The following is an 18,263-nucleotide window of genomic DNA, read 5'->3' as shown; positions in this document are numbered from 1 at the left end:
CCCTTCCGATCGTTCCCACGCTCGGCGTGGGAATGCAGCTTGGGACGCTCTGCGTCCCTTTGGAACGCGGAGCGTCCCTTGAGGCATTCCCACGCTGAGCGTGGGAACGATCAGCGCTCAACCCATCAGGAGTTTCCATGACCCTGCAAATCCCCGAACCGGATCTGAACTACCTGCAAAAGTCCTGCTGGAAATGCTCGCCATTCCCAGCCCTACCGGTTTCACCGACACCATCGTGCGCTATGTCGCCGAGCGTCTGGAAGAACTCGGCATCCCGTTCGAAATGACCCGGCGCGGGACCATTCGTGCCACGCTCAAGGGCAAGAAGAACAGCCCCGACCGCGCGGTCTCGGCGCACCTCGACACCATTGGCGCCGCGGTCCGCGCGGTCAAGGACAACGGTCGCCTGACCCTCGCCCCGGTTGGCTGCTGGTCGAGCCGTTTTGCCGAGGGCAGCCGCGTCAGCCTGTTCACCGACAGCGGCGTGATTCGCGGCAGTGTCTTGCCGCTGATGGCGTCCGGGCATGCGTTCAATACCCAGGTCGATGAGATGCCGATCAGTTGGGACCACGTCGAACTGCGCCTCGACGCTTATTGCACGACCAAGGCCGATTGCGAATCCCTGGGCATCAGCGTCGGCGACGTGGTCGCGTTCGATCCGCTGCCGGAGTTCACCGACAGCGGCCATATCAGCGCCCGCCACCTGGATGACAAGGCCGGTGTCGCGGCGCTGCTTGCCGCACTTAAGGCCATCATCGACAGTGGCCAGGAATTGATGATCGATTGCCATCCGCTGTTCACCATCACCGAGGAAACCGGCAGTGGCGCGGCGGCGGCATTGCCGTGGGACGTCAGTGAATTCGTCGGCATCGACATCGCCCCGGTCGCACCGGGCCAGCATTCCAGTGAACATGCGGTCAGCGTGGCGATGCAGGATTCCGGCGGGCCGTATGACTATCACCTGTCGCGACACTTGTTGCGCCTGGCCGGTGAGCACGAATTGCCGGTGCGCCGCGACATGTTCCGCTACTACTTCAGCGACGCCCATTCGGCGGTGACTGCCGGGCACGACATCCGCACCGCCCTGCTTGCCTTTGGCTGCGATGCGACTCACGGTTATGAACGCACGCACATCGACAGTCTGGCGGCGTTGAGCCGGTTGCTCGGCGCCTACATTCTGAGCCCGCCGGTGTTCGCCAGCGACGCGGCCCCGGCCAATGCCTCGCTGGACCGCTTCAGTCATCAGATCGAACACGACACGCAGATGGAGAGCGAAACGCGGGTGCCGCCGGTGGACAGTCTGGTGGGGCAGCGTTCCGACAGTTAGAGCATCGTTGTCTGAGATACCGCTATCGCGAGCAGGCTCACTCCTACAATTGGAATGCGTTCCCCTGCAGGAGTGAGCCTGCTCGCGATGGCGCCGGTCGAGGCACTACAAAAACTGGCAGGCCAACACCATTCGCCGTAGCATCCCGACATTGATTTAGCCGAGGTGCCCATGCTGATTCCCCACGACGCGCTTGAAGTCGACACCCTCACCCGCCTGATCGAGGACTTCGTCACCCGCGACGGTACCGACAATGGCGATGACACGCCGCTGGAAACCCGGGTATTGCGCGTACGCCAGGCGCTGACCAAGGGCCAGGCGTTGATTGTCTTCGACCCGGAAAGCGAGCAGTGCCAGTTGATGCTCAAGCACGATGTCCCCAAGCATTTGTTCGACTGAGGCTCAGCGAACCTTTTGCACACCTTCCTTGCGCTTGATCCGGTCGTAGACTTCGGAGCGGTGCACATGCACGTTTTGCGGGGCTTCGACGCCGAAGCGCACGCTGGAGCCATTGACCGACAGAACGCGCAGGGAAATGTCGTCACCGATTGAAATCAACTCACCAACGACACGGCTGAGTACAAGCATGAGATAGGTCCTTCAAGGTTAGCGAACCCTGAAGATGCGCGGCTTGCGGCGGCGGCACAATGCGCAGCAGGCAAATCAGTTTTGCCTTACAGCCTTGCGCGCTCAGAGCCGTAAGACGTTTCCTGCAAAACACCCTCAAGCCGCCGAAAAACGCGGCCCGAACAGGATCACGCTGGCGCCGATCACGCACAACGCCACACCGACCCAGTCAGAGCCCAATGGGCGCACGCGCTCGACCACCATCAGCCAGCCAATCGAAGCGACGATGTAGATACCGCCGTAAGCGGCATACGCGCGCCCGGCGTAGTTGGCTTCGACGCGAGTCAGCAACAGCGCGAACAACGTCAGACTCAACAGCGCCGGAATCACCCACAGCGCACTTTTGCCTTGACGCAGCCACATGAAGAAGGCGAAACAACCGGCGATCTCGAACAGCGCCGCGAGGAAAAACCACAAGTAATTGAGCATCGATGTGTCTCGACAGGGTGACCGTTGCGGCCACCCTAACGACGCCGTCTGCTGCGGGCAAGTTCAGCCGTTGTTCTGTTTGGCCTTGGCGCGCATTTTTTCGGCCATGCTGGTCATTTCGTTGTAGAGCAACTGCGGGTTCTTCTGCTTGATCGCCCAGGCCATGCGCCCTTGTTCGTGGGGCAGGATCATGAATTCCCCGGCGGCCACTTGCTGGTAGATGTAGTCGGCGATATCCGCGGCACTGATGGGCGAACTTTCCAGCAACTTGCCCACCTGGGCCTTCATCGCCGGAGTCGGCCCCCGGAACGAATCGAGCAGGTTGGTCTGAAAGAACGACGGGCAAACCACGTGCACACCGACTTCCTGTTGCGCCAGTTCGATCAACAGACTTTCCGAAAGCGCCACCACACCGGCCTTGGCCACGTTGTAGTTACTCATCGCCGGCCCCTGCATCAGCGCCGCCATAGAGGCGATATTGATGATCTTGCCTTTGCTTTGCTCCAGCAGCGGCAGGAACGCCTTGCAGCCCTTGACCACACCCATGAGGTTGATCGCGATCTGCCAGTCCCAGTCTTCCAGCGACAACTCGCTGAAGAAACCGCCCGACGCCACACCGGCGTTGTTGACGATAATGTCGACGCCGCCGAGCTTCTCTTCACAGGCTTGGGCGAAGGCCGTGAGCTGGCTGTAATCGCGCACATCGCAGCGCTGGATGAAACCGTCACCGCCGGCCTCGCGGACCCGCTTCAGGGTTTCCTGCAGGCCGGGCTCACTGACATCGGACAGCGCCAGCTGCCAGCCCTCACGCGCCCAGCGCAGCGCAATTTCGCGACCCAGACCCGAGCCCGCACCAGTGATCATCATGCGATTTTGCATAGCAGACAGCCTTGTTGTTCCGGGAAAGATGCGCCGAGTGTAGCGAACGATCGGCTACCACCCACGCTCCATCAGATTGCTGAATGGTGAATGCAAACCGGGGCGCGTTGGATTCAATGGCGTCGAGTAAGTTCTGAACTAGGCGGGCGACAAAAAGAAATAACCCTGCAATCCAAATACATTAAAAAAACATTGAATTTTTTCTCATGGACGCAAGTCGGAACTTGTAAGCAGCCTGGAATTAATTAGTTTCCAGTCGCCCTTGAACATCAAGACTTCTCGACATTACCAACAAGGAAATAGACATGGGCACAATTCTTATCATCATCCTGATCCTGTTGCTGATCGGTGGTCTGCCGGTCTTCCCGCACTCCAGAAGTTGGGGTTATGGTCCGTCGGGCATCATCGGTGTCGTACTGGTCGTGCTGTTGGTGTTGTTGTTACTCGGCAAGATATGACGATTTGAAGCTGTAAAAAAAGAGGCCCTGTTCAGGGCCTCTTTTTTATTGCGCGTCTTTCAACAATGATCAGTCCGGCTTGCCGTGAATCACCCCGGCGGTGTTATCCAGCAGGCTCTTGGTCGCGGTTTGCAGGAACGCTTCCAGCTTGAGTTTCAGTTCGGCGGTACGCGGTGCATCCGGCACCACTTCGGCATGCGGATTGGCACCGAGTTGGTATTGCCAGATTTTCGGTCCCATGTCCTTGTCGCGCGGCAACACCAGAATCTGGTCGGCGGTGACGATCGCCGTGGTCTGCTCGCTGCCCGACGGCTTGATCACACCGAAACCGGTGTCGCCCTGCGGCAGATTGAGCAAGTCGCGGCCCCAGCACTGGTGACGCACCTCGCCACCGAGACGCCCCATGATGGTCGGCACGATGTCGATCTGCGTGCCGACGGTATGGTCACGGGTGCCGAACTTCTGCTGGATGCCCGGAGCGATCATCAGCATCGGCACGTTGAAGCGGCCCAGGTCCATTTCGGTGATCTGGCGCTCGTTGCCGAAGCCATGGTCGCCGACAATGACGAACAGGGTTTCGTTGAAGTACTTCTCCTTGCGCGCCTTCTCGAAGAACTGGCCCAGCGCCCAGTCGGAGTAGCGCATCGCGGTCAGGTGTTCGTTGAGGCTGCCACGGTCAGTCACGCGCTCGACCGGCAATGGCGTCGGCAAGGCGTATGGCGTGTGGTTGGACAGGGTTTGCAGCAGCGCATAGAACGGTTTGCCGTTTTCCCGCGCCTTCAGCTCCTGCAGGCCACGGTCGAACATGTCCTGGTCGGACACGCCCCACGTCGGGTCGGAGAACACCGGATTGACGAAGTCGTTGCGGCCGACGAAGTTGGTCATGCCCTGGTTGCTGAAGAAGCCCGACTGGTTGTCCCAGGCGAAATCGCCGTTGTAGACGTAGACGTCGTCGTAGTTACGCGCACTGAGCAACTGCGGCAGGCCGGACAACTTGTGGCTGCCTTCCGGGGTCTGCATCAGGTATTCGAAACCCGGCAGGTTGGGGAAGCAGGCCATGGTCGCGAACATGCCCTGGTGGGTGTGTGTGCCGTTGGAGAAGAAGCGGTCGAACAGCAGGCCTTCCTTAGACAGCTTGTCCAGGTACGGGGTGATGTTGCCCGGCGCGCCCAAAGCACCGACCGAGTGGCCGGCCATGCTTTCCATCAGGATCACCACGACGTTCTTGATCGGCAGGGTCTTGTCGGCTGGCGGCATGTAATCACGGCGCACCGCCGCGATGTCGGCGTCGACCAGTTTGTCGTCCGGCATCAGCAGCATGTCGCGCACCACTTTTTGCGCCTGTTCCTGCGGCAACGTGGCTTTCCAGATATTGTCGCGGTCCTCGCCCATGCGCGCCTTGGCGGCAGCGATCAGCGACAGCGTGCCGTTGAGGCCGAGCTGGTTGGCGAAGTTGGAATCGGTGGTGTACACGTCGCCCCAACGCATGGGCGGACCCTGACGCAAGGTGCCACGAGCAGCGACTACGCAGATCAGCAGGCAGACCACGAACACCGCCAGACGGGTGTACCACGGCGCGACCTGACGCGAGCTGACACTGCCGCCGCTGAACGGCCCGCGCGGGCGGGTGGCGCGGTCGGCGCCTTTGAACGCGAGGGTCAGAATGACCGTGCCGATGACCCACGCCAGCAGGTAGCGAACCACCGGGAAACCGTACCAGAGCATGCTCATCACGGTTTTCGGGTCTTCCTTCACGTACTGGAACACCAGACCGTTGAGGCGCTGGTGAAACTCGCGATAGAAATCCATCTCCATCAGGCCGAGGAACAGCGCAATGCTCGACGCGATGGTCAGCCACAGGCGGAAGAAACCGCGCGCGGCCATGGCGCGGGCACTGAACAGCGCCAGCACCAGCGGAATGCACAGGTAGACCACCAGGCGCAGGTCGAAGCGCAGGCCGTTGACGAACGCTTCAAGGAAGGTCGAGACCGGGGTGTCGAGGATCATCTCGCGGTTGTAGACCAGCAGCGCGAGGCGCAGCACGGAAAACATCACCATCATGACCAGCGCACAAAGCAGCGTGTAGGCCAGATGCGATTTGACGGTCGGTTGCAGCAGGCGACTGGAAGATCGCTGCTGATTCAGGGCGTCCGGGTTTGCCATGTCGTTTTAGGACCCATTGGAAGTTGAAGTTGCAAAGAATGAAGCGGCGCCATGCCCTCTATTGGTCATTCCAGACCCCGGGGCGTGCGCGGTGGGCAAATGTTGCACGATCACCCGCACCATTGCCATTGATTACTGCCGCGCCGCCAGATGCTTTCATTTAGAGCCCTGACAGCGAGGCAACAGCGCGGGCGAATTGTCGGGAACACTTTGTGAAAATTTCGTCCAACGCATATCTGGAAACACAATAAAGCCGGAAACGAAACGCCCCGAATCAATCGGGGCGTTTATTTCAAAGTGCGCGAATTATTTCTCGGCGCGTTGTTTCAAGGCTTTGAGGGTATTGAATGGGGCCTCGACCACGAACTTGTTGGCAACCATGGCCGGCACGCTGCCGCCCGGTTCGGTGTGCACTTGATAGGTCACTTCGACCTGATCGCCTTTGGGCACAAACTTCCAGAAACCCTTGACCTGCTGCACCCGCACAAACCCTTTTTCTTCCGGGAGATAAGTCGGCACGCCTTCGAGATCGCGGGTCAGGCTGCCATCGGCGCCTTCGACGGTGGTGATGCGCAACACCGAATCACGCGGAGTGACCGGCCACGGCGTGTTGAATTGGGTGTAAGTCCAGCTCTGGTCGCCTTCGTGCTTGAGCAGTTTCTGGGTCTTGCATTCGTGAATCCAGGCGCAGGCACCAGCGACGTCTTCCTGCAGCGCGCGCAATTTGGCGATGGTGGTCTTCATCAGCGCGACGCCCTGATAGGACTTGTAGTCCGAGCCGCGGATTTCGCTCAGCGAGACTTTGATGCCGTCCTCTTCCTTGACGACCTTCCAGTCTTCAGCCTGAGCAACCGAGGTGGCCAGCACAGCGGTCAAACCACACAACACAGCGATACGATGCAGCGAACCCATAGTCTTTTCCTTATTGTTGAAGTTCCGTTGCCTTGACACATCACGCCGCGGTCATGGCTTCCCACCAACCGATCAGCCTGATCGCTTCTTCAGAGCTGCTGCCACAGACTTCGACATCCGCCGCGAAGCCCGAGCACACCGGCGGACGCTCCGGGCGGCCGAAGATGTTGCACAGGTTATCGACCGACAGCTGCACGCAACGTTCGCCGGCAGGTTTGCCATCGGGCATGCCAGGAATCGGCGAACTGATGGAAGGGGCAATGCAGCAAGCGCCACAGCCTTCACGGCATTTCATGACGAACAATCCTCGCAACGGGCGATGTGTAAAGAGACGGGAAACAGAGTAACCGCTAAAACGGCTGTTTCAAATTGTCTGCGGCGGGTTTTCAGCGATAAGTGAAAGTGACTGACCAGTCTCCGACAAAGCGTCTGTTCTGTGGGTCACAGGCAAGTGTCATTTACTGTTTGAATTCGAAGTCCAGCGCCGCGCCTTCAACTTCGCGGCGTTCGTCATTGCGCAGTTGCAACTGCATTTCGTTGCTGAGCAAACGTCCGTTGAGCTGGAAGCCGCTGTCCTTTTCGCCAAACATCTGCGGCAGAATCGCCTCGCGCTTGGGCAACTCCACGGTGCCTTTGGGCTTCAACTCTTCAACCATGTCCTTGGGTAGGCTGAGGTCGAGCTTGGCCTTCGGCAATCGGGTTTTCGCGACTTCGCTGGCAGGTTTCGATTTCGAGGCTACCGGGCGGCGCTTCTTCACGGTGGCGGCTTTTTTCGCCTGCGCTTTCTTGACCGGCGCTGCGGTTTTCGCGGTTTTCTTGCTCGTACTGGTCGCCGCGGGTTTTTCCTGGGTGGCAGCCGCCATGACACTCGGCGCCTGACCGATCATCAACAAACCCAGCAAAACCCACGCGGCAGGAGCAATCGCTTTCATGGACCCAACGAACTGACGGCAGAGGGCCACATGCTCGCTTTTTGCGCGCGACAAGACAAGCCTGACCTGCCGCTCGTTCAGAATCCGCCAGCGGTTTCCTGGCACAGTTGCGTCGCCAACAGCCCCAGCGTCATCAACGCCCGTTCCGCCTCACGGTTCCACGGGATGCCGCAGTTCAGGCGAATACAGTGGTTGAATTGCTCGGTATTACTGAAGATCAGCCCCGGCGCAATGCTGATGCCCTGCTGCAACGCACGGACATGCAATTCCTGCGTATTGACCCGTCCCGGCAAGCTCACCCAAAGGATGAAACCGCCCGTGGGCCGGGTCATTTGCGTACCTTCGGGGAAGTGCTGCTGCACGGCCAGCTGAAATGCGCTGAGGTTTTTCCGGTATTCCTGGCGGATGTAGCGCAAATGCCGGTCATAGCCGCCGTTTTCCAGATAAGCAGCAATCGCCATCTGCGTGACGCTGCAAGCCGAATGCGTACTGAAGGTCTGCAAGCGCTGGATTTCCTGCTGATACTTGCCAGCGATCATCCAGCCGATGCGCACACCCGGCGACAGGGTCTTGGAAAAGCTCGAACAGTAGATCACCCGATCGAGGCGGTCATAGGCCTTGAGCGCTTTGGTCTTGCCCTGCTCGAACATCAGCTCGCCGTAGATATCGTCTTCGACGATCTGGATATCGAAATCCGAGGCCAGGCGCAGCAGTTGCTTCTGCCGCTCTTCGGGCATGGTGCCGCCCAGCGGATTGCTCAGGCGCGTAGTCAGCACCAACGCCTTGATCGACCACTGGTTGGCCGCCAGTTGCAGCGCTTCCAGGCTCATGCCGGTGGCGGGGTCACTGGGGATTTCGATGACCTTGAGACCGAGCAGATCGGCCAGTTGCAACAGACCGTAATACGTCGGCGATTCAGCAGCAATCAGATCCCCCGGCCGGGTCAGCACCCGCAATGACATTTGCAGGGCATCAACACAACCGTGGGTAATTACCACCTCGGATGGATCGACCACCACCCCGGCGTCACGCATGCGAATCGCCACCTGCCGACGCAACGGTTCAAAACCGGGGCTGAACATGTAACTGAAAGCGCGCGGACTATGGAAACGGGTGACCTTGGCCAATTGCTGATGCAGCGCACGCACCGGCAAATAATCGACACTCGGCACCGCCGCACCCAGCGGAAACACCCCTTCGCGTCGCGACTCGACCAAAACCTGCTGAATGATACTGCTGCGCGTCACCAGCCCCGGCCGCTCAACCCGCGCAATATCCGGCGTCGGCGCCGTCAGCGCCGGCGTCTGATGCACGTAATAACCCGACTGCGGCCGCGCCCGGATCAAACCCTGATCCTCAAGATTGGCGTAAGCCTGCAACACCGTCGCATGACTGACATTGAGCTGCGAACTCATCTTGCGCACCGAAGGCACCCGCTCCCCCGGCTGATAAACGCCACGCCGAATATCCTCGGCCAGCTGCTGAGCAATACGTTGGTAGAGCAAGAGATTGGTCATGACGCAGCACTCGATTTCACGGGCGATTTTATTCTTGTGCGAAACAATACCGGAACAGTTTAGAAGTGTACTGGGACAGTTGTCACTTTAGTCGACGATACAGTGCGGTGTCTGCCGGGACTGTGCTGTTTTTTTGAGAAGTGGTGGAGGAATGTCGATCAAGATCAAAAGCCCCTCACCCTAGCCCTCTCCCAGAGGGAGAGGGAACTGACCTTGGTGGATGCGAGGGCTACGTCGACCTGCGATACCGAGTCGAATGCAAATTTCAAACCCAACCAAAATCGGCTCCCTCTCCCTCGGGAGAGGGCTGGGGTGAGGGGCAGCCACACCGAAAATCCCAAGCCAACCACTCGCTTCTAACCACTCATTACAATGAGCGAAGCTCGAGTGCCCTTGATCTTGATCTTGCCTAACCAGCGACATCGGAAGGCTGAGCGCAGGGATTGATCCGGGCGTGGGAGCGCAGCGACCGTCTGGCGCAGCCAGACACAGCGGACGTAGGTGCAGCGAAGCAAACCGTAGCCGCTGCGCCCGGATCAGTTCCGGAGCGAAGGAACCCGAGCCTGCGAGGGCCGAACGCAGGAGCAAAGCCTTTGGTTCCTTTTTGGCGTCTGAAAAAGGGACTCGCCGTAAGGGCGAAACCGCCACCCGCATCACCCCAAAAAACGGATATTCACCCAAAAACCCAAGAACCTGGTCGGCCCAGAGGCCGCCAAGGCCAACCTAACGAGCCGCCCCGAGCTGCCCCTTCTCATCAGAAAAAACAATCTCCACCCGCCGATTCTGCGCCCGCCCACGCTCGGAAGCGTTGGCGTCTACAGGATACTCATCCCCATACCCCTCAACCTGAATCCGCTTGTCATCAATCCCCAGGTCAATCAGCACATCCGCCACCGACTGCGCCCGGTCGCGAGACAACTTGAGATTCTCCTGCTTGCCGCCGGTACTGTCGGTATACCCCTCGATGCGCACCACACGCTTGGGATTCAACTGCAGGAACTGGACAATCTTCAACACCACCCGATTGGCCGAATTCTTCAGCTCCGCTTCCCCGGTATCGAACAGCACATCGCCCAAGGTCATCACCAGGCCGCGGTCAGTCTGCGTAGTCGCCAGCGCGACAATCTGCTCCTCGAGCCACTTGCCCTGCTGCTGCACACTCAGCAGCTTCGATTCGCGCAAAGCCAGTTGCAGACGCTGCCGCTCAAGTTCGAGCTTGGCCGCACGCTCTTCGTTGAGCACCTGATTGGTATGCTCACGAGCAATTTCGCTGTAACGCTGGCTCAGATAAGCGTAATGCACCACGTCCGAACCGCTGCCCCAATAGGTCGACAAACGATCGGCACGGGCCAAAGACTCACCGGCCCGAATCACGTCTTTGGGCGCGATACGCAACACGTTCGAATCTTCCTTGACCTTCTGGAAGTCGCCACCAGCCTGCTGCAAAGCCTCTTCGCTGTGCTGCCCGGCGCAGCCAGAAAGGCTGGCGCAGCCGACGAGGATCAGGCCGCCGAGGATTTTCACTGACAGATTCATTGGGCATTCCCCAGTTGCTTGCGCAGTCGGGTGATGCGGGTGTTCAGTACATTCAATTGCTCTTCACTTTTCTGCGTCAGCACCTTGGCTTCGGCCAGCCGCGCATCCAGCTCAGCCTGCTCGGCGCGCATTCGCGCGTTGCGGTAAGACTGATCAGCCATGCTGCCTCTGGCGCGGGTGTACTTGGTTTCTGCCAGTTTCATTTCCGGCACTTCGTCGGCCGTGGCGCCAACAGCCTTGGCCTGAGTGATGGCCTGCTCGGTCAGACGCATTTGTTCGATGGGTGCCGGATCAGTCGCGCAACCGGCCAGAGCCAGAACGGCCACGGCCGCGAAAAGAGGTCGAATACTCACTAAAAATCCCTACTGTTTGGGGGTACTGACGGGTTGTGGCGGCTGTTGCTGCTGCGCCTTCCAGCGCTCGATATTGCGTTGCAGTGCAGCCTCCGTCAGTCCGGACGCGGGCAATTCTGTCATCTTTTTGGCGAGCTGTCCGCGCAACCACGGATCGTTGCATGCCGAGTTATGGGAAACCGCAAGGAACAGACCGGGCCGATCTATGGGTTGCTCGAACGCCAACAGATCGTTGGTCATGCCCAGCGCCTGCGCGGCCGCCATGCCTGAATAGCGGCCGGCGAGTACGTATTCCACCTCACCCAATAGCAGTTTCTGCAGAGCCTGGGTGAGGTTGGCTGTCTTGGTCAGGGTCAGATTCTGCTCGGCGAAAGTGCCGAATGCCTGGGTCATCCGCGACTTTTCCGACAGCGCGCCGGCATGTCCGTGCAGGTCTTTGGCTTCGCTGTAAACCAGGGTCGAGCCTTTGCGGGTCCAGACCAGATAGTCGTTTTCCAGCAGCGGCGGATGAATGTAGTCGAGGCTTTCCAGCTCATTGAGGGTCAGTGGCGCATCGGCGAGCATGTCCATGCGTCCGCTGCGCACCTCGTCGAGGGCTTGCGCGCGCTTGCCGGCATAGAGCAGCTCGATTTTGATGCCGAGGTCTTTGCCGACTTGCTGCAACAGGTCGGCACTGGCGCCAATCAGCCGTTTCGGGTTTTGCGGGTCCTGCCACAGGTACGGTGGCGCATCCGGGCTGCCGGTGACGACAAGGCGCTCGCACTTGCCCGCCGCTGATACCAGCAAGGGCAACAGGGCCAGCCCCAACAACCATCCGCAGCGCAGATCCATGGCAACACGCTCCCACTCAAATCCGAGACAAAAAAAGCCCGACCAAACGGTCGGGCTCTTTATAAGTGAAGCAGCTGGATTAGACCAGCTTCTCCAGCTCAGGTACGGCTTCGAACAGGTCAGCCACGAGGCCGTAATCGGCCACCTGGAAGATCGGCGCTTCTTCATCCTTGTTGATCGCAACGATCACTTTGGAGTCTTTCATGCCGGCCAGGTGCTGGATCGCGCCGGAGATACCGACGGCGATGTACAGCTGTGGCGCAACGATCTTGCCGGTCTGACCGACCTGCATGTCGTTCGGTACGAAACCTGCGTCGACCGCAGCGCGCGAAGCACCGACGGCTGCGCCAAGCTTGTCGGCCAGAGCGTACAGGTGTTTGAAGTTGTCGCCGTTCTGCATGCCGCGGCCGCCGGAAACGACGATCTTGGCAGCGGTCAGCTCTGGACGGTCGGACTTGGCCAGTTCTTCGCCAACGAAGCTCGAAGTACCTGCATCGTGCGCAGCGCCAACGGCTTCAACGGCAGCCGAACCGCCTTCTGCGGCAACCGGGTCGAAACCGGTGGCACGCACGGTGATCACTTTGATCGCAGCGGTCGACTGGACGGTAGCGATGGCATTGCCGGCGTAGATCGGACGCTTGAAGGTGTCAGCGCTTTCGACCGAAATGATCTCGGAGATCTGGTCAACGTCAAGCTGCGCAGCAACGCGCGGCAGGATGTTTTTGCCGTTGGAGGTAGCGGCAGCCAGGATGTGGCTGTAACCAGCGCCAAGCTCGGCCACCAGCGGGGCAACGTTTTCCGGCAGCTGATGCGCGTAAGCGGCATTGTCAGCATTCAGGACTTTGCTCACACCGGCGATTTTCGCAGCGGCTTCGGCCACCGGGCCTGCGCCCTGACCGGCTACCAGCACGTGGATGTCGCCGCCGATTTTGACAGCGGCAGCCACGGTGTTCAGCGTGGCCGGAGCCAGCACTTTGTTGTCGTGTTCAGCAATAACCAAGATAGTCATTTAGATTACCTTCGCTTCGTTCTTGAGTTTTTCAACCAGTTCAGCCACCGACTTGACCTTGATGCCCGCGCTGCGTGCAGCCGGCGCTTCGACTTTCAGGGTCTTGTTGGTGGAGGCGGTGGAAACGCCCAAAGCGTCCGGAGTCAGCGTCTCGAGAGGCTTCTTCTTGGCTTTCATGATGTTTGGCAGGGACGCATAACGCGGCTCGTTCAAACGCAGGTCGGTGGTGACGATGGCTGGCAGTTTCAGCGAAACGGTCTGCGCGCCGCCGTCGATTTCGCGGGTCACGGCAACCGTGTCGCCGGAGACTTCGACTTTCGAGGCAAACGTGCCCTGACCGTAGCCGCTCAGTGCAGCGAGCATCTGGCCGGTCTGGTTGTTGTCGCTGTCGATCGCCTGCTTGCCAAGGATCACCAGTTGCGGCTGTTCCTTGTCGACCACGGCCTTGAGCAGCTTGGCCACGGCCAGGGAAGTCAGATCTTCAGCGGATTCGACGAGGATGGCACGGTCGGCACCCAGAGCCAGTGCGGTACGCAGCTGCTCCTGAGCGGTGGTCGGGCCGATGGAGACGACGACGATTTCAGTCGCAACACCCTTCTCTTTCAGGCGTACGGCTTCTTCCACTGCGATTTCGCAGAACGGGTTCATCGACATCTTGACGTTGGCGAGATCGACGCCGGAATTGTCCGCCTTGACGCGAACCTTGACGTTGTAATCCACAACGCGTTTGACAGCTACAAGAACCTTCATGGATTCCTCGTTACTCTCCGGTGAAAAGAAAGTCGCCTAGGCGAACCTGGCGGTTGATGTTCATCAGGCTAAAGGGCACCTCTAAAAACGCCGACATGGGTGCAAGGTTTGCGATGTGAATGTCGCTGACCGTTCGTCAGCGGTGACTGACCAGTCGTGGATTTCCACCTCGAGCGAGCGCAGCACGAAAACCGCGCTGCGCTCCACCTTTTACTGCCTGTGCCCTGTCTTTAGACGTGCTCCTGAAAGCGCCAGTCCGCTTACGACCAGCGCAAAACCGCCCGTATATTGACCGGAACGCCTATTCCGGTCAATACAGCAAAATGACCACTCATAAGCCGCGCTTCTTTGATTTCTCTGGGCTGGAGGCAATTCAAACAAACGTTTGTATTGGACGCTGAGAGTGGTGTAGATATAATGCGCCGCCTAGAGAGAAAGGTGGGTTTCCCGTTATTCCCCTTGACGTTAACGTAAAGGCTGGCGGGATGCGACATCAAACCTCCAAATCAGAAAAAAAACTGTTGAGCCTTGAGTAGGAGATAGCCTGTGGAACGCGAATACATGGAATTCGACGTGGTCATCGTCGGTGCCGGCCCCGCGGGTCTGTCCGCCGCCTGCCGTCTGAAGCAGAAGGCCGCTGATGCCGGTAAGGAAATCAGCGTCTGCGTGGTCGAAAAAGGCTCCGAAGTCGGCGCTCACATCCTCTCCGGTGCGGTGTTTGAACCCCGTGCACTGAACGAGCTGTTCCCGGACTGGAAAGAACTTGGCGCCCCGCTGAACACGCCGGTGGCCCGCGATGACATTTTCGTGCTGAAAAACGCCGAAAGCGCGCAGAAAATTCCTGACTTCTTTGTGCCCAAGACCATGCACAACGAAGGCAACTACATTATTTCCCTTGGCAACCTGTGCCGTTGGCTGGCCCAGCAGGCGGAAAACCTCGGCGTGGAAATCTACCCGGGCTTCGCCGCTCAAGAAGCACTGATCGACGAAAACGGCGTGGTCCGCGGGATCATCACCGGTGATCTGGGCGTCGACCGCGAAGGCAACCCGAAAGAAGGCCTGTATACCCCCGGCATGGAACTGCGCGGCAAATACACGCTGTTCGCCGAAGGCTGCCGTGGCCACATCGGCAAGCAACTGATCAAGCGCTACAACCTCGACAGCGAGGCTGACGTTCAGCATTACGGCATCGGCCTCAAAGAAATCTGGGAAATCGACCCGGCCAAACACCAGCCAGGCCTGGTGGTGCATACCGCCGGCTGGCCGCTGGACATCATGGGCACCGAGAACACCGGCGGTTCGTTCCTCTATCACCTGGAAAACAATCAGGTTGTGGTCGGTCTGATCGTCGATCTTTCCTACAGCAACACCTTCCTGTCGCCGTTCGACGAATTCCAGCGCCTCAAGCATCACCCGGTGCTGGCGCAGTACCTGGAAGGTGGCAAGCGCATCAGCTACGGCGCCCGCGCCATCGCCAAGGGCGGCCTGAACTCGCTGCCGAAAATGGTCTTCAAGGGCGGCGCGCTGATCGGTTGCGATCTGGGCACCCTGAATTTCGCCAAGATCAAAGGCAGCCACACCGCGATGAAGTCCGGCATGCTTGCGGCCGAAGCGGTGGCTGACGCGCTGTTTGCGGAAAAGGACGGCACTGAAGAGCTGACCACCTACGTCGATGCCTTCAAGAACAGCTGGCTCTATGAAGAACTGTTCGCCAGCCGTAACTTCGGCGCGGCGATTCACAAGTACGGCGCGATCATCGGCGGTGGGTTCAACTGGCTGGACCAGAACATTTTCGCCGGCAAACTGCCGTTCACCCTGCGTGACACCAAGCCGGATTACGCCTGCCTCAAGCTCGCGGCCGACTGCAAGAAGATCGACTATCCGAAACCCGACGGCAAGCTCAGCTTCGACAAACTCAGCTCGGTGTTCATCTCCGGTACCAACCACGAAGAAGAACAGCCGTGCCACCTGAAGCTGACCGATCCAAGCATTCCGATCAGCAAGAACCTGCCACTGTACGACGAACCGGCGCAGCGCTACTGCCCGGCCGGCGTATACGAAGTGGTGACCAAAGAGGACGGCGAAAAGCGCTTCCAGATCAACGCCCAGAACTGCGTGCACTGCAAGACCTGTGACATCAAGGACCCTGCGCAGAACATCACCTGGGTTGCGCCGGAAGGCGCCGGCGGCCCGACTTACCCGAACATGTAAGTCGAAGCGCTGAACAACAAGGCTCCCTGCACGGGGGCCTTGTTGTTGCCTGCAATTTACGCAACAACACCGACCCCCTGTAGGAGTGAGCCTGCTCGCGATAGCGGTATATCTGTGCCGACAATATCGACTGACACACCGCCATTGCGAGCAGGCTCACTCCTACAAGGGACAGCGCAGGCTCAGGCAGCCCGCTCATCCCCGGGACTACGCTCGAAGTAGCGCTTGTACTCGCGGCTGAACTGCGACGTGCTCTGATACCCGACCCGATGCGCCACCTGCGCCACGCCCAGCCCTTCGGCCACCAGCAACGTCTGCGCCTTCAACAAGCGTAAACGCTTCAGATACTGCACCGGCGACAGCAGCGTGCTGCGTTTGAAGTGCTCATGAAAGGTCGACACGCTCATGTTGGCGCACCCGGCCAGGGTCTCGACGTTCAGCGGCTCGGTGTAATGCGCGTGCAGATGACTGATCGACGCCGCCACTCGCGCAAACTGCCCCTGCTGTTCGACCAATGCCCGCAGCACATCCGCCTGCGGTCCGCGCAAGGCGACAAACAACAACTCACGCACCCGCGCCGGGCCGAGAATCTGGCACTCCAGCGGATCGTGCAAACAACTGAGCAAGCGCTCAACGCAACCGCGCATGCCATCGTCAAGCACCACCGAGGTCATCGACTCCGGCGTCTGCGCCGGAATATGCCGCCCCGGCGCCAGGCCCATCGCAAACACCAGTTCACCCAGCAATACCCGATCGATCGCCACCGAGACGCCAAGCAGCGGTGCATCCGGCAAGGCAAATGTCTCGCATTCGAACGGCACCGGCAGCGCCTGAATCAGGTAATGCCCGGCGCCATATTCCATGGTGCGCGGCCCGAGAAACGCCAGTTTGCTGCCCTGGGCGATGATCATCAGGCTCGGTTCATAAATGTGCGGGCCGCGCGCGACGTCACAACTGGCGCGCAATATCTGCACGCCGGGCAAGCCGGTCTGGCTGTAACCATCGCGCAGCGCCAGCGGTTCGATCAGCGAAACCAGCCGGGCGTTGGCATCAAGATGACGGGTCAGTTGCATTGAGTCGTTCTTCACAAAAAAACACGCAATAAGGGATGAAAGCATCATCGCAGATCCGTTTGCCAATGCGACCGCGCAAACCCGCATGCCGGAGAATTAGGCATGAGACCCGGAGAATTCGCCATGGCCGCACAAGCATTCGGCGCCCAGAATCCGCTGCCTCACTTGTTCCTGCTTTAGCGAGGTTTGCCCATGTACACCGCGATCGGTTATGCCGCCCAGTCAGCCACCACTCCCCTCGCCCCGATGAAATTCGAACGCCGCAGCCCGCGTGCTGACGACGTTGCCATCGAGATTCTGTATTGCGGCGTCTGCCACTCTGACATTCACCAGGCACGCAATGAATGGGGCATTGCCGTTTATCCGTTGATGCCCGGCCACGAGATCGTCGGAAAAGTCACCGCGATCGGTGCGAATGTCACCCGACACAAAGTCGGCGATCTGGTCGGCGTCGGCTGCATGGTCGACTCGTGCCGTACCTGCGAAGCCTGCCAGTCGAACCTCGAGCAATATTGCCTCGAAGGCCCGACCATGACTTATGCCACCCCGGACCGGGTCGATGGCAGCAACACCATGGGCGGTTATTCCGACAGCATCGTGGTCAGCGAGCACTTCGTCGTGCGTATTCCGGAACGCCTGGCATTGGCCAGCGCCGCGCCGATTCTCTGCGCCGGCATCACCACCTACTCGCCACTCAAGCACTACGGCGTAAAGGCCGGCGACAAGGTCGGGATTCTCGGCATGGGCGGCCTCGGCCACATGGGCATCAAGTTCGCCAAGGCCATGGGCGCTGAAGTGACGCTGTTCACCCGCTCGGCCAGCAAGGCCGAAGAAGGTCGGCGTCAGGGCGCCGATCATGTGATCGTGTCCACCGACGCCGAGCAAATGAAAGCCGCGGCCGGTTACTTCGATTTCCTGCTCGACACCATTCCGGTGCAGCACGACCTTAACCCGTACCTCGATACCTTGCGTTTTGACGGCGTGCACATTCTGGTCGGCCTGATCGAACCGATCGATCCGCCGGTGCATGCGGCCAAACTGGTGCTGGGGCGTCGCGTGTTGGCCGGATCGTTGATCGGCGGCGTTGCGGAAACCCAGGAAGTGCTGGATTTCTGCGCCGAACACAACATCACGTGCGACATCGAAATGCTCGACATCCGCCAGATCAACGAGGCTTACGCGCGAATGATTGCCGGCGACGTGAAGTACCGCTTCGTCATCGACATGGCGACGCTCAAGGCTTAAACCTTAAAGGC

Annotated in this window: 18 protein-coding genes and 1 pseudogene; 5 read left to right on the top strand and 14 right to left on the bottom strand. The window is 59.5% G+C overall.

Annotated elements, in window-relative coordinates; genetic code table 11:
• The first annotated feature begins 137 nt into the window (after positions 1-137).
• Positions 138-1,327: pseudogene (locus tag M0746_RS05280) on the top strand (osmoprotectant NAGGN system M42 family peptidase).
• Between the two features lie 171 nt (positions 1,328-1,498).
• Complete coding sequence (locus tag M0746_RS05275; protein ID WP_003172962.1) at positions 1,499-1,726, top strand: YheU family protein; 228 nt, start codon at positions 1,499-1,501, stop codon at positions 1,724-1,726.
• Positions 1,727-1,729: 3 nt separating this feature from the next.
• On the opposite strand, the gene csrA is transcribed toward M0746_RS05275, so the two are convergent.
• From csrA to M0746_RS05260, 3 genes are all read right to left on the bottom strand, one after another.
• Positions 1,730-1,915 (bottom strand): carbon storage regulator CsrA, encoded by a 186-nt coding sequence (gene csrA / locus M0746_RS05270; protein ID WP_090285114.1) that lies wholly within the window; start codon positions 1,913-1,915, stop codon positions 1,730-1,732.
• A gap of 135 nt (positions 1,916-2,050) precedes the next feature.
• Complete coding sequence (locus M0746_RS05265) at positions 2,051-2,383, bottom strand: YnfA family protein (RefSeq protein WP_180698470.1); 333 nt, start codon at positions 2,381-2,383, stop codon at positions 2,051-2,053.
• A 63-nt stretch (positions 2,384-2,446) separates the two neighbouring features.
• Complete coding sequence (locus M0746_RS05260) at positions 2,447-3,262, bottom strand: SDR family oxidoreductase (protein ID WP_258448408.1); 816 nt, start codon at positions 3,260-3,262, stop codon at positions 2,447-2,449.
• Positions 3,263-3,561: 299 nt separating this feature from the next.
• Here M0746_RS05260 and M0746_RS05255 point away from each other — a divergent pair, with 299 nt between their 5' ends.
• Complete coding sequence (locus M0746_RS05255; protein WP_172833327.1) at positions 3,562-3,720, top strand: DUF3309 family protein; 159 nt, start codon at positions 3,562-3,564, stop codon at positions 3,718-3,720.
• A gap of 69 nt (positions 3,721-3,789) precedes the next feature.
• On the opposite strand, the gene M0746_RS05250 is transcribed toward M0746_RS05255, so the two are convergent.
• The 10 genes from M0746_RS05250 to M0746_RS05205 form a co-directional block, all read right to left on the bottom strand.
• Positions 3,790-5,883, bottom strand: coding sequence for an LTA synthase family protein (locus M0746_RS05250; RefSeq protein ID WP_258448407.1), 2,094 nt, complete (start codon positions 5,881-5,883; stop codon positions 3,790-3,792).
• A 306-nt stretch (positions 5,884-6,189) separates the two neighbouring features.
• The gene (locus tag M0746_RS05245; protein ID WP_258448406.1) at positions 6,190-6,795 is read right to left on the bottom strand and encodes an START domain-containing protein; all 606 of its coding nucleotides are present in this window, start codon (positions 6,793-6,795) and stop codon (positions 6,190-6,192) included.
• Positions 6,796-6,835: 40 nt separating this feature from the next.
• Entirely contained in the window at positions 6,836-7,090 is a 255-nt protein-coding gene (locus M0746_RS05240) for a YkgJ family cysteine cluster protein (RefSeq protein ID WP_258448405.1), read from the bottom strand.
• Positions 7,091-7,253: 163 nt separating this feature from the next.
• The gene (locus tag M0746_RS05235; RefSeq protein ID WP_258448404.1) at positions 7,254-7,727 is read right to left on the bottom strand and encodes a translation initiation factor 2; all 474 of its coding nucleotides are present in this window, start codon (positions 7,725-7,727) and stop codon (positions 7,254-7,256) included.
• A gap of 77 nt (positions 7,728-7,804) precedes the next feature.
• A complete protein-coding gene (locus M0746_RS05230; RefSeq protein WP_090285127.1) occupies positions 7,805-9,244 on the bottom strand; it encodes an aminotransferase-like domain-containing protein in 1,440 nt (479 codons plus the stop codon).
• Between the two features lie 723 nt (positions 9,245-9,967).
• The gene (locus M0746_RS05225) at positions 9,968-10,780 is read right to left on the bottom strand and encodes an OmpA family protein (protein ID WP_208940231.1); all 813 of its coding nucleotides are present in this window, start codon (positions 10,778-10,780) and stop codon (positions 9,968-9,970) included.
• A complete protein-coding gene (locus M0746_RS05220; RefSeq protein WP_093099465.1) occupies positions 10,777-11,133 on the bottom strand; it encodes a DUF4398 domain-containing protein in 357 nt (118 codons plus the stop codon). Before M0746_RS05220 ends, M0746_RS05225 begins: the two co-directional genes overlap by 4 nt.
• 9 nt (positions 11,134-11,142) lie before the next feature.
• Positions 11,143-11,964 carry a substrate-binding periplasmic protein gene (locus tag M0746_RS05215; protein ID WP_258448403.1) on the bottom strand — a complete coding sequence of 274 codons (822 nt, stop codon included), beginning with the start codon at positions 11,962-11,964 and terminating at the stop codon, positions 11,143-11,145.
• A gap of 79 nt (positions 11,965-12,043) precedes the next feature.
• On the bottom strand, positions 12,044-12,973 hold the full coding sequence (locus M0746_RS05210; RefSeq protein WP_208940229.1) for an electron transfer flavoprotein subunit alpha/FixB family protein: 930 nt from the start codon (positions 12,971-12,973) through the stop codon (positions 12,044-12,046).
• A complete protein-coding gene (locus tag M0746_RS05205; protein ID WP_090285137.1) occupies positions 12,974-13,723 on the bottom strand; it encodes an electron transfer flavoprotein subunit beta/FixA family protein in 750 nt (249 codons plus the stop codon). It lies immediately after the preceding gene.
• Between the two features lie 546 nt (positions 13,724-14,269).
• On the opposite strand from M0746_RS05205, the gene M0746_RS05200 reads away from it, so the two are divergent.
• On the top strand, positions 14,270-15,934 hold the full coding sequence (locus M0746_RS05200) for an electron transfer flavoprotein-ubiquinone oxidoreductase (RefSeq protein ID WP_208940228.1): 1,665 nt from the start codon (positions 14,270-14,272) through the stop codon (positions 15,932-15,934).
• A gap of 182 nt (positions 15,935-16,116) precedes the next feature.
• Here the strand turns inward: M0746_RS05200 and M0746_RS05195 are convergent, their stop codons facing one another.
• A complete protein-coding gene (locus tag M0746_RS05195) occupies positions 16,117-17,007 on the bottom strand; it encodes an AraC family transcriptional regulator (protein ID WP_258448402.1) in 891 nt (296 codons plus the stop codon).
• A 192-nt stretch (positions 17,008-17,199) separates the two neighbouring features.
• On the opposite strand from M0746_RS05195, the gene M0746_RS05190 reads away from it, so the two are divergent.
• The gene (locus tag M0746_RS05190; protein WP_258448401.1) at positions 17,200-18,252 is read left to right on the top strand and encodes an NAD(P)-dependent alcohol dehydrogenase; all 1,053 of its coding nucleotides are present in this window, start codon (positions 17,200-17,202) and stop codon (positions 18,250-18,252) included.
• Positions 18,253-18,263: the final 11 nt, after the last annotated feature.

The sequence above is a fragment of the Pseudomonas sp. S11P7 genome (assembly GCF_023195435.1).
Classification (GTDB): Bacteria; Pseudomonadota; Gammaproteobacteria; order Pseudomonadales; family Pseudomonadaceae; genus Aquipseudomonas; species Aquipseudomonas fluorescens_G.
The sequence above is the reverse complement of the archived record's forward strand: the minus strand, read 5'-3'. Positions and strand labels throughout refer to the sequence as shown.

Bases quoted from the DNA above. Each gene is read 5' to 3' on its own strand.
- M0746_RS05275 (WP_003172962.1), top strand. From the start codon at position 1,499: ATGCTGATTCCCCACGACGCGCTTGAAGTCGACACCCTCACCCGCCTG.
- csrA (WP_090285114.1), bottom strand. From the start codon at position 1,915: ATGCTTGTACTCAGCCGTGTCGTTGGTGAGTTGATTTCAATCGGTGAC.
- M0746_RS05265 (WP_180698470.1), bottom strand. From the start codon at position 2,383: ATGCTCAATTACTTGTGGTTTTTCCTCGCGGCGCTGTTCGAGATCGCC.
- M0746_RS05260 (WP_258448408.1), bottom strand. From the start codon at position 3,262: ATGCAAAATCGCATGATGATCACTGGTGCGGGCTCGGGTCTGGGTCGC.
- M0746_RS05250 (WP_258448407.1), bottom strand. From the start codon at position 5,883: ATGGCAAACCCGGACGCCCTGAATCAGCAGCGATCTTCCAGTCGCCTG.
- M0746_RS05245 (WP_258448406.1), bottom strand. From the start codon at position 6,795: ATGGGTTCGCTGCATCGTATCGCTGTGTTGTGTGGTTTGACCGCTGTG.
- M0746_RS05240 (WP_258448405.1), bottom strand. From the start codon at position 7,090: ATGAAATGCCGTGAAGGCTGTGGCGCTTGCTGCATTGCCCCTTCCATC.
- M0746_RS05235 (WP_258448404.1), bottom strand. From the start codon at position 7,727: ATGAAAGCGATTGCTCCTGCCGCGTGGGTTTTGCTGGGTTTGTTGATG.
- M0746_RS05230 (WP_090285127.1), bottom strand. From the start codon at position 9,244: ATGACCAATCTCTTGCTCTACCAACGTATTGCTCAGCAGCTGGCCGAG.
- M0746_RS05225 (WP_208940231.1), bottom strand. From the start codon at position 10,780: ATGAATCTGTCAGTGAAAATCCTCGGCGGCCTGATCCTCGTCGGCTGC.
- M0746_RS05215 (WP_258448403.1), bottom strand. From the start codon at position 11,964: ATGGATCTGCGCTGCGGATGGTTGTTGGGGCTGGCCCTGTTGCCCTTG.
- M0746_RS05210 (WP_208940229.1), bottom strand. From the start codon at position 12,973: ATGACTATCTTGGTTATTGCTGAACACGACAACAAAGTGCTGGCTCCG.
- M0746_RS05205 (WP_090285137.1), bottom strand. From the start codon at position 13,723: ATGAAGGTTCTTGTAGCTGTCAAACGCGTTGTGGATTACAACGTCAAG.
- M0746_RS05195 (WP_258448402.1), bottom strand. From the start codon at position 17,007: ATGCAACTGACCCGTCATCTTGATGCCAACGCCCGGCTGGTTTCGCTG.
- M0746_RS05190 (WP_258448401.1), top strand. From the start codon at position 17,200: ATGTACACCGCGATCGGTTATGCCGCCCAGTCAGCCACCACTCCCCTC.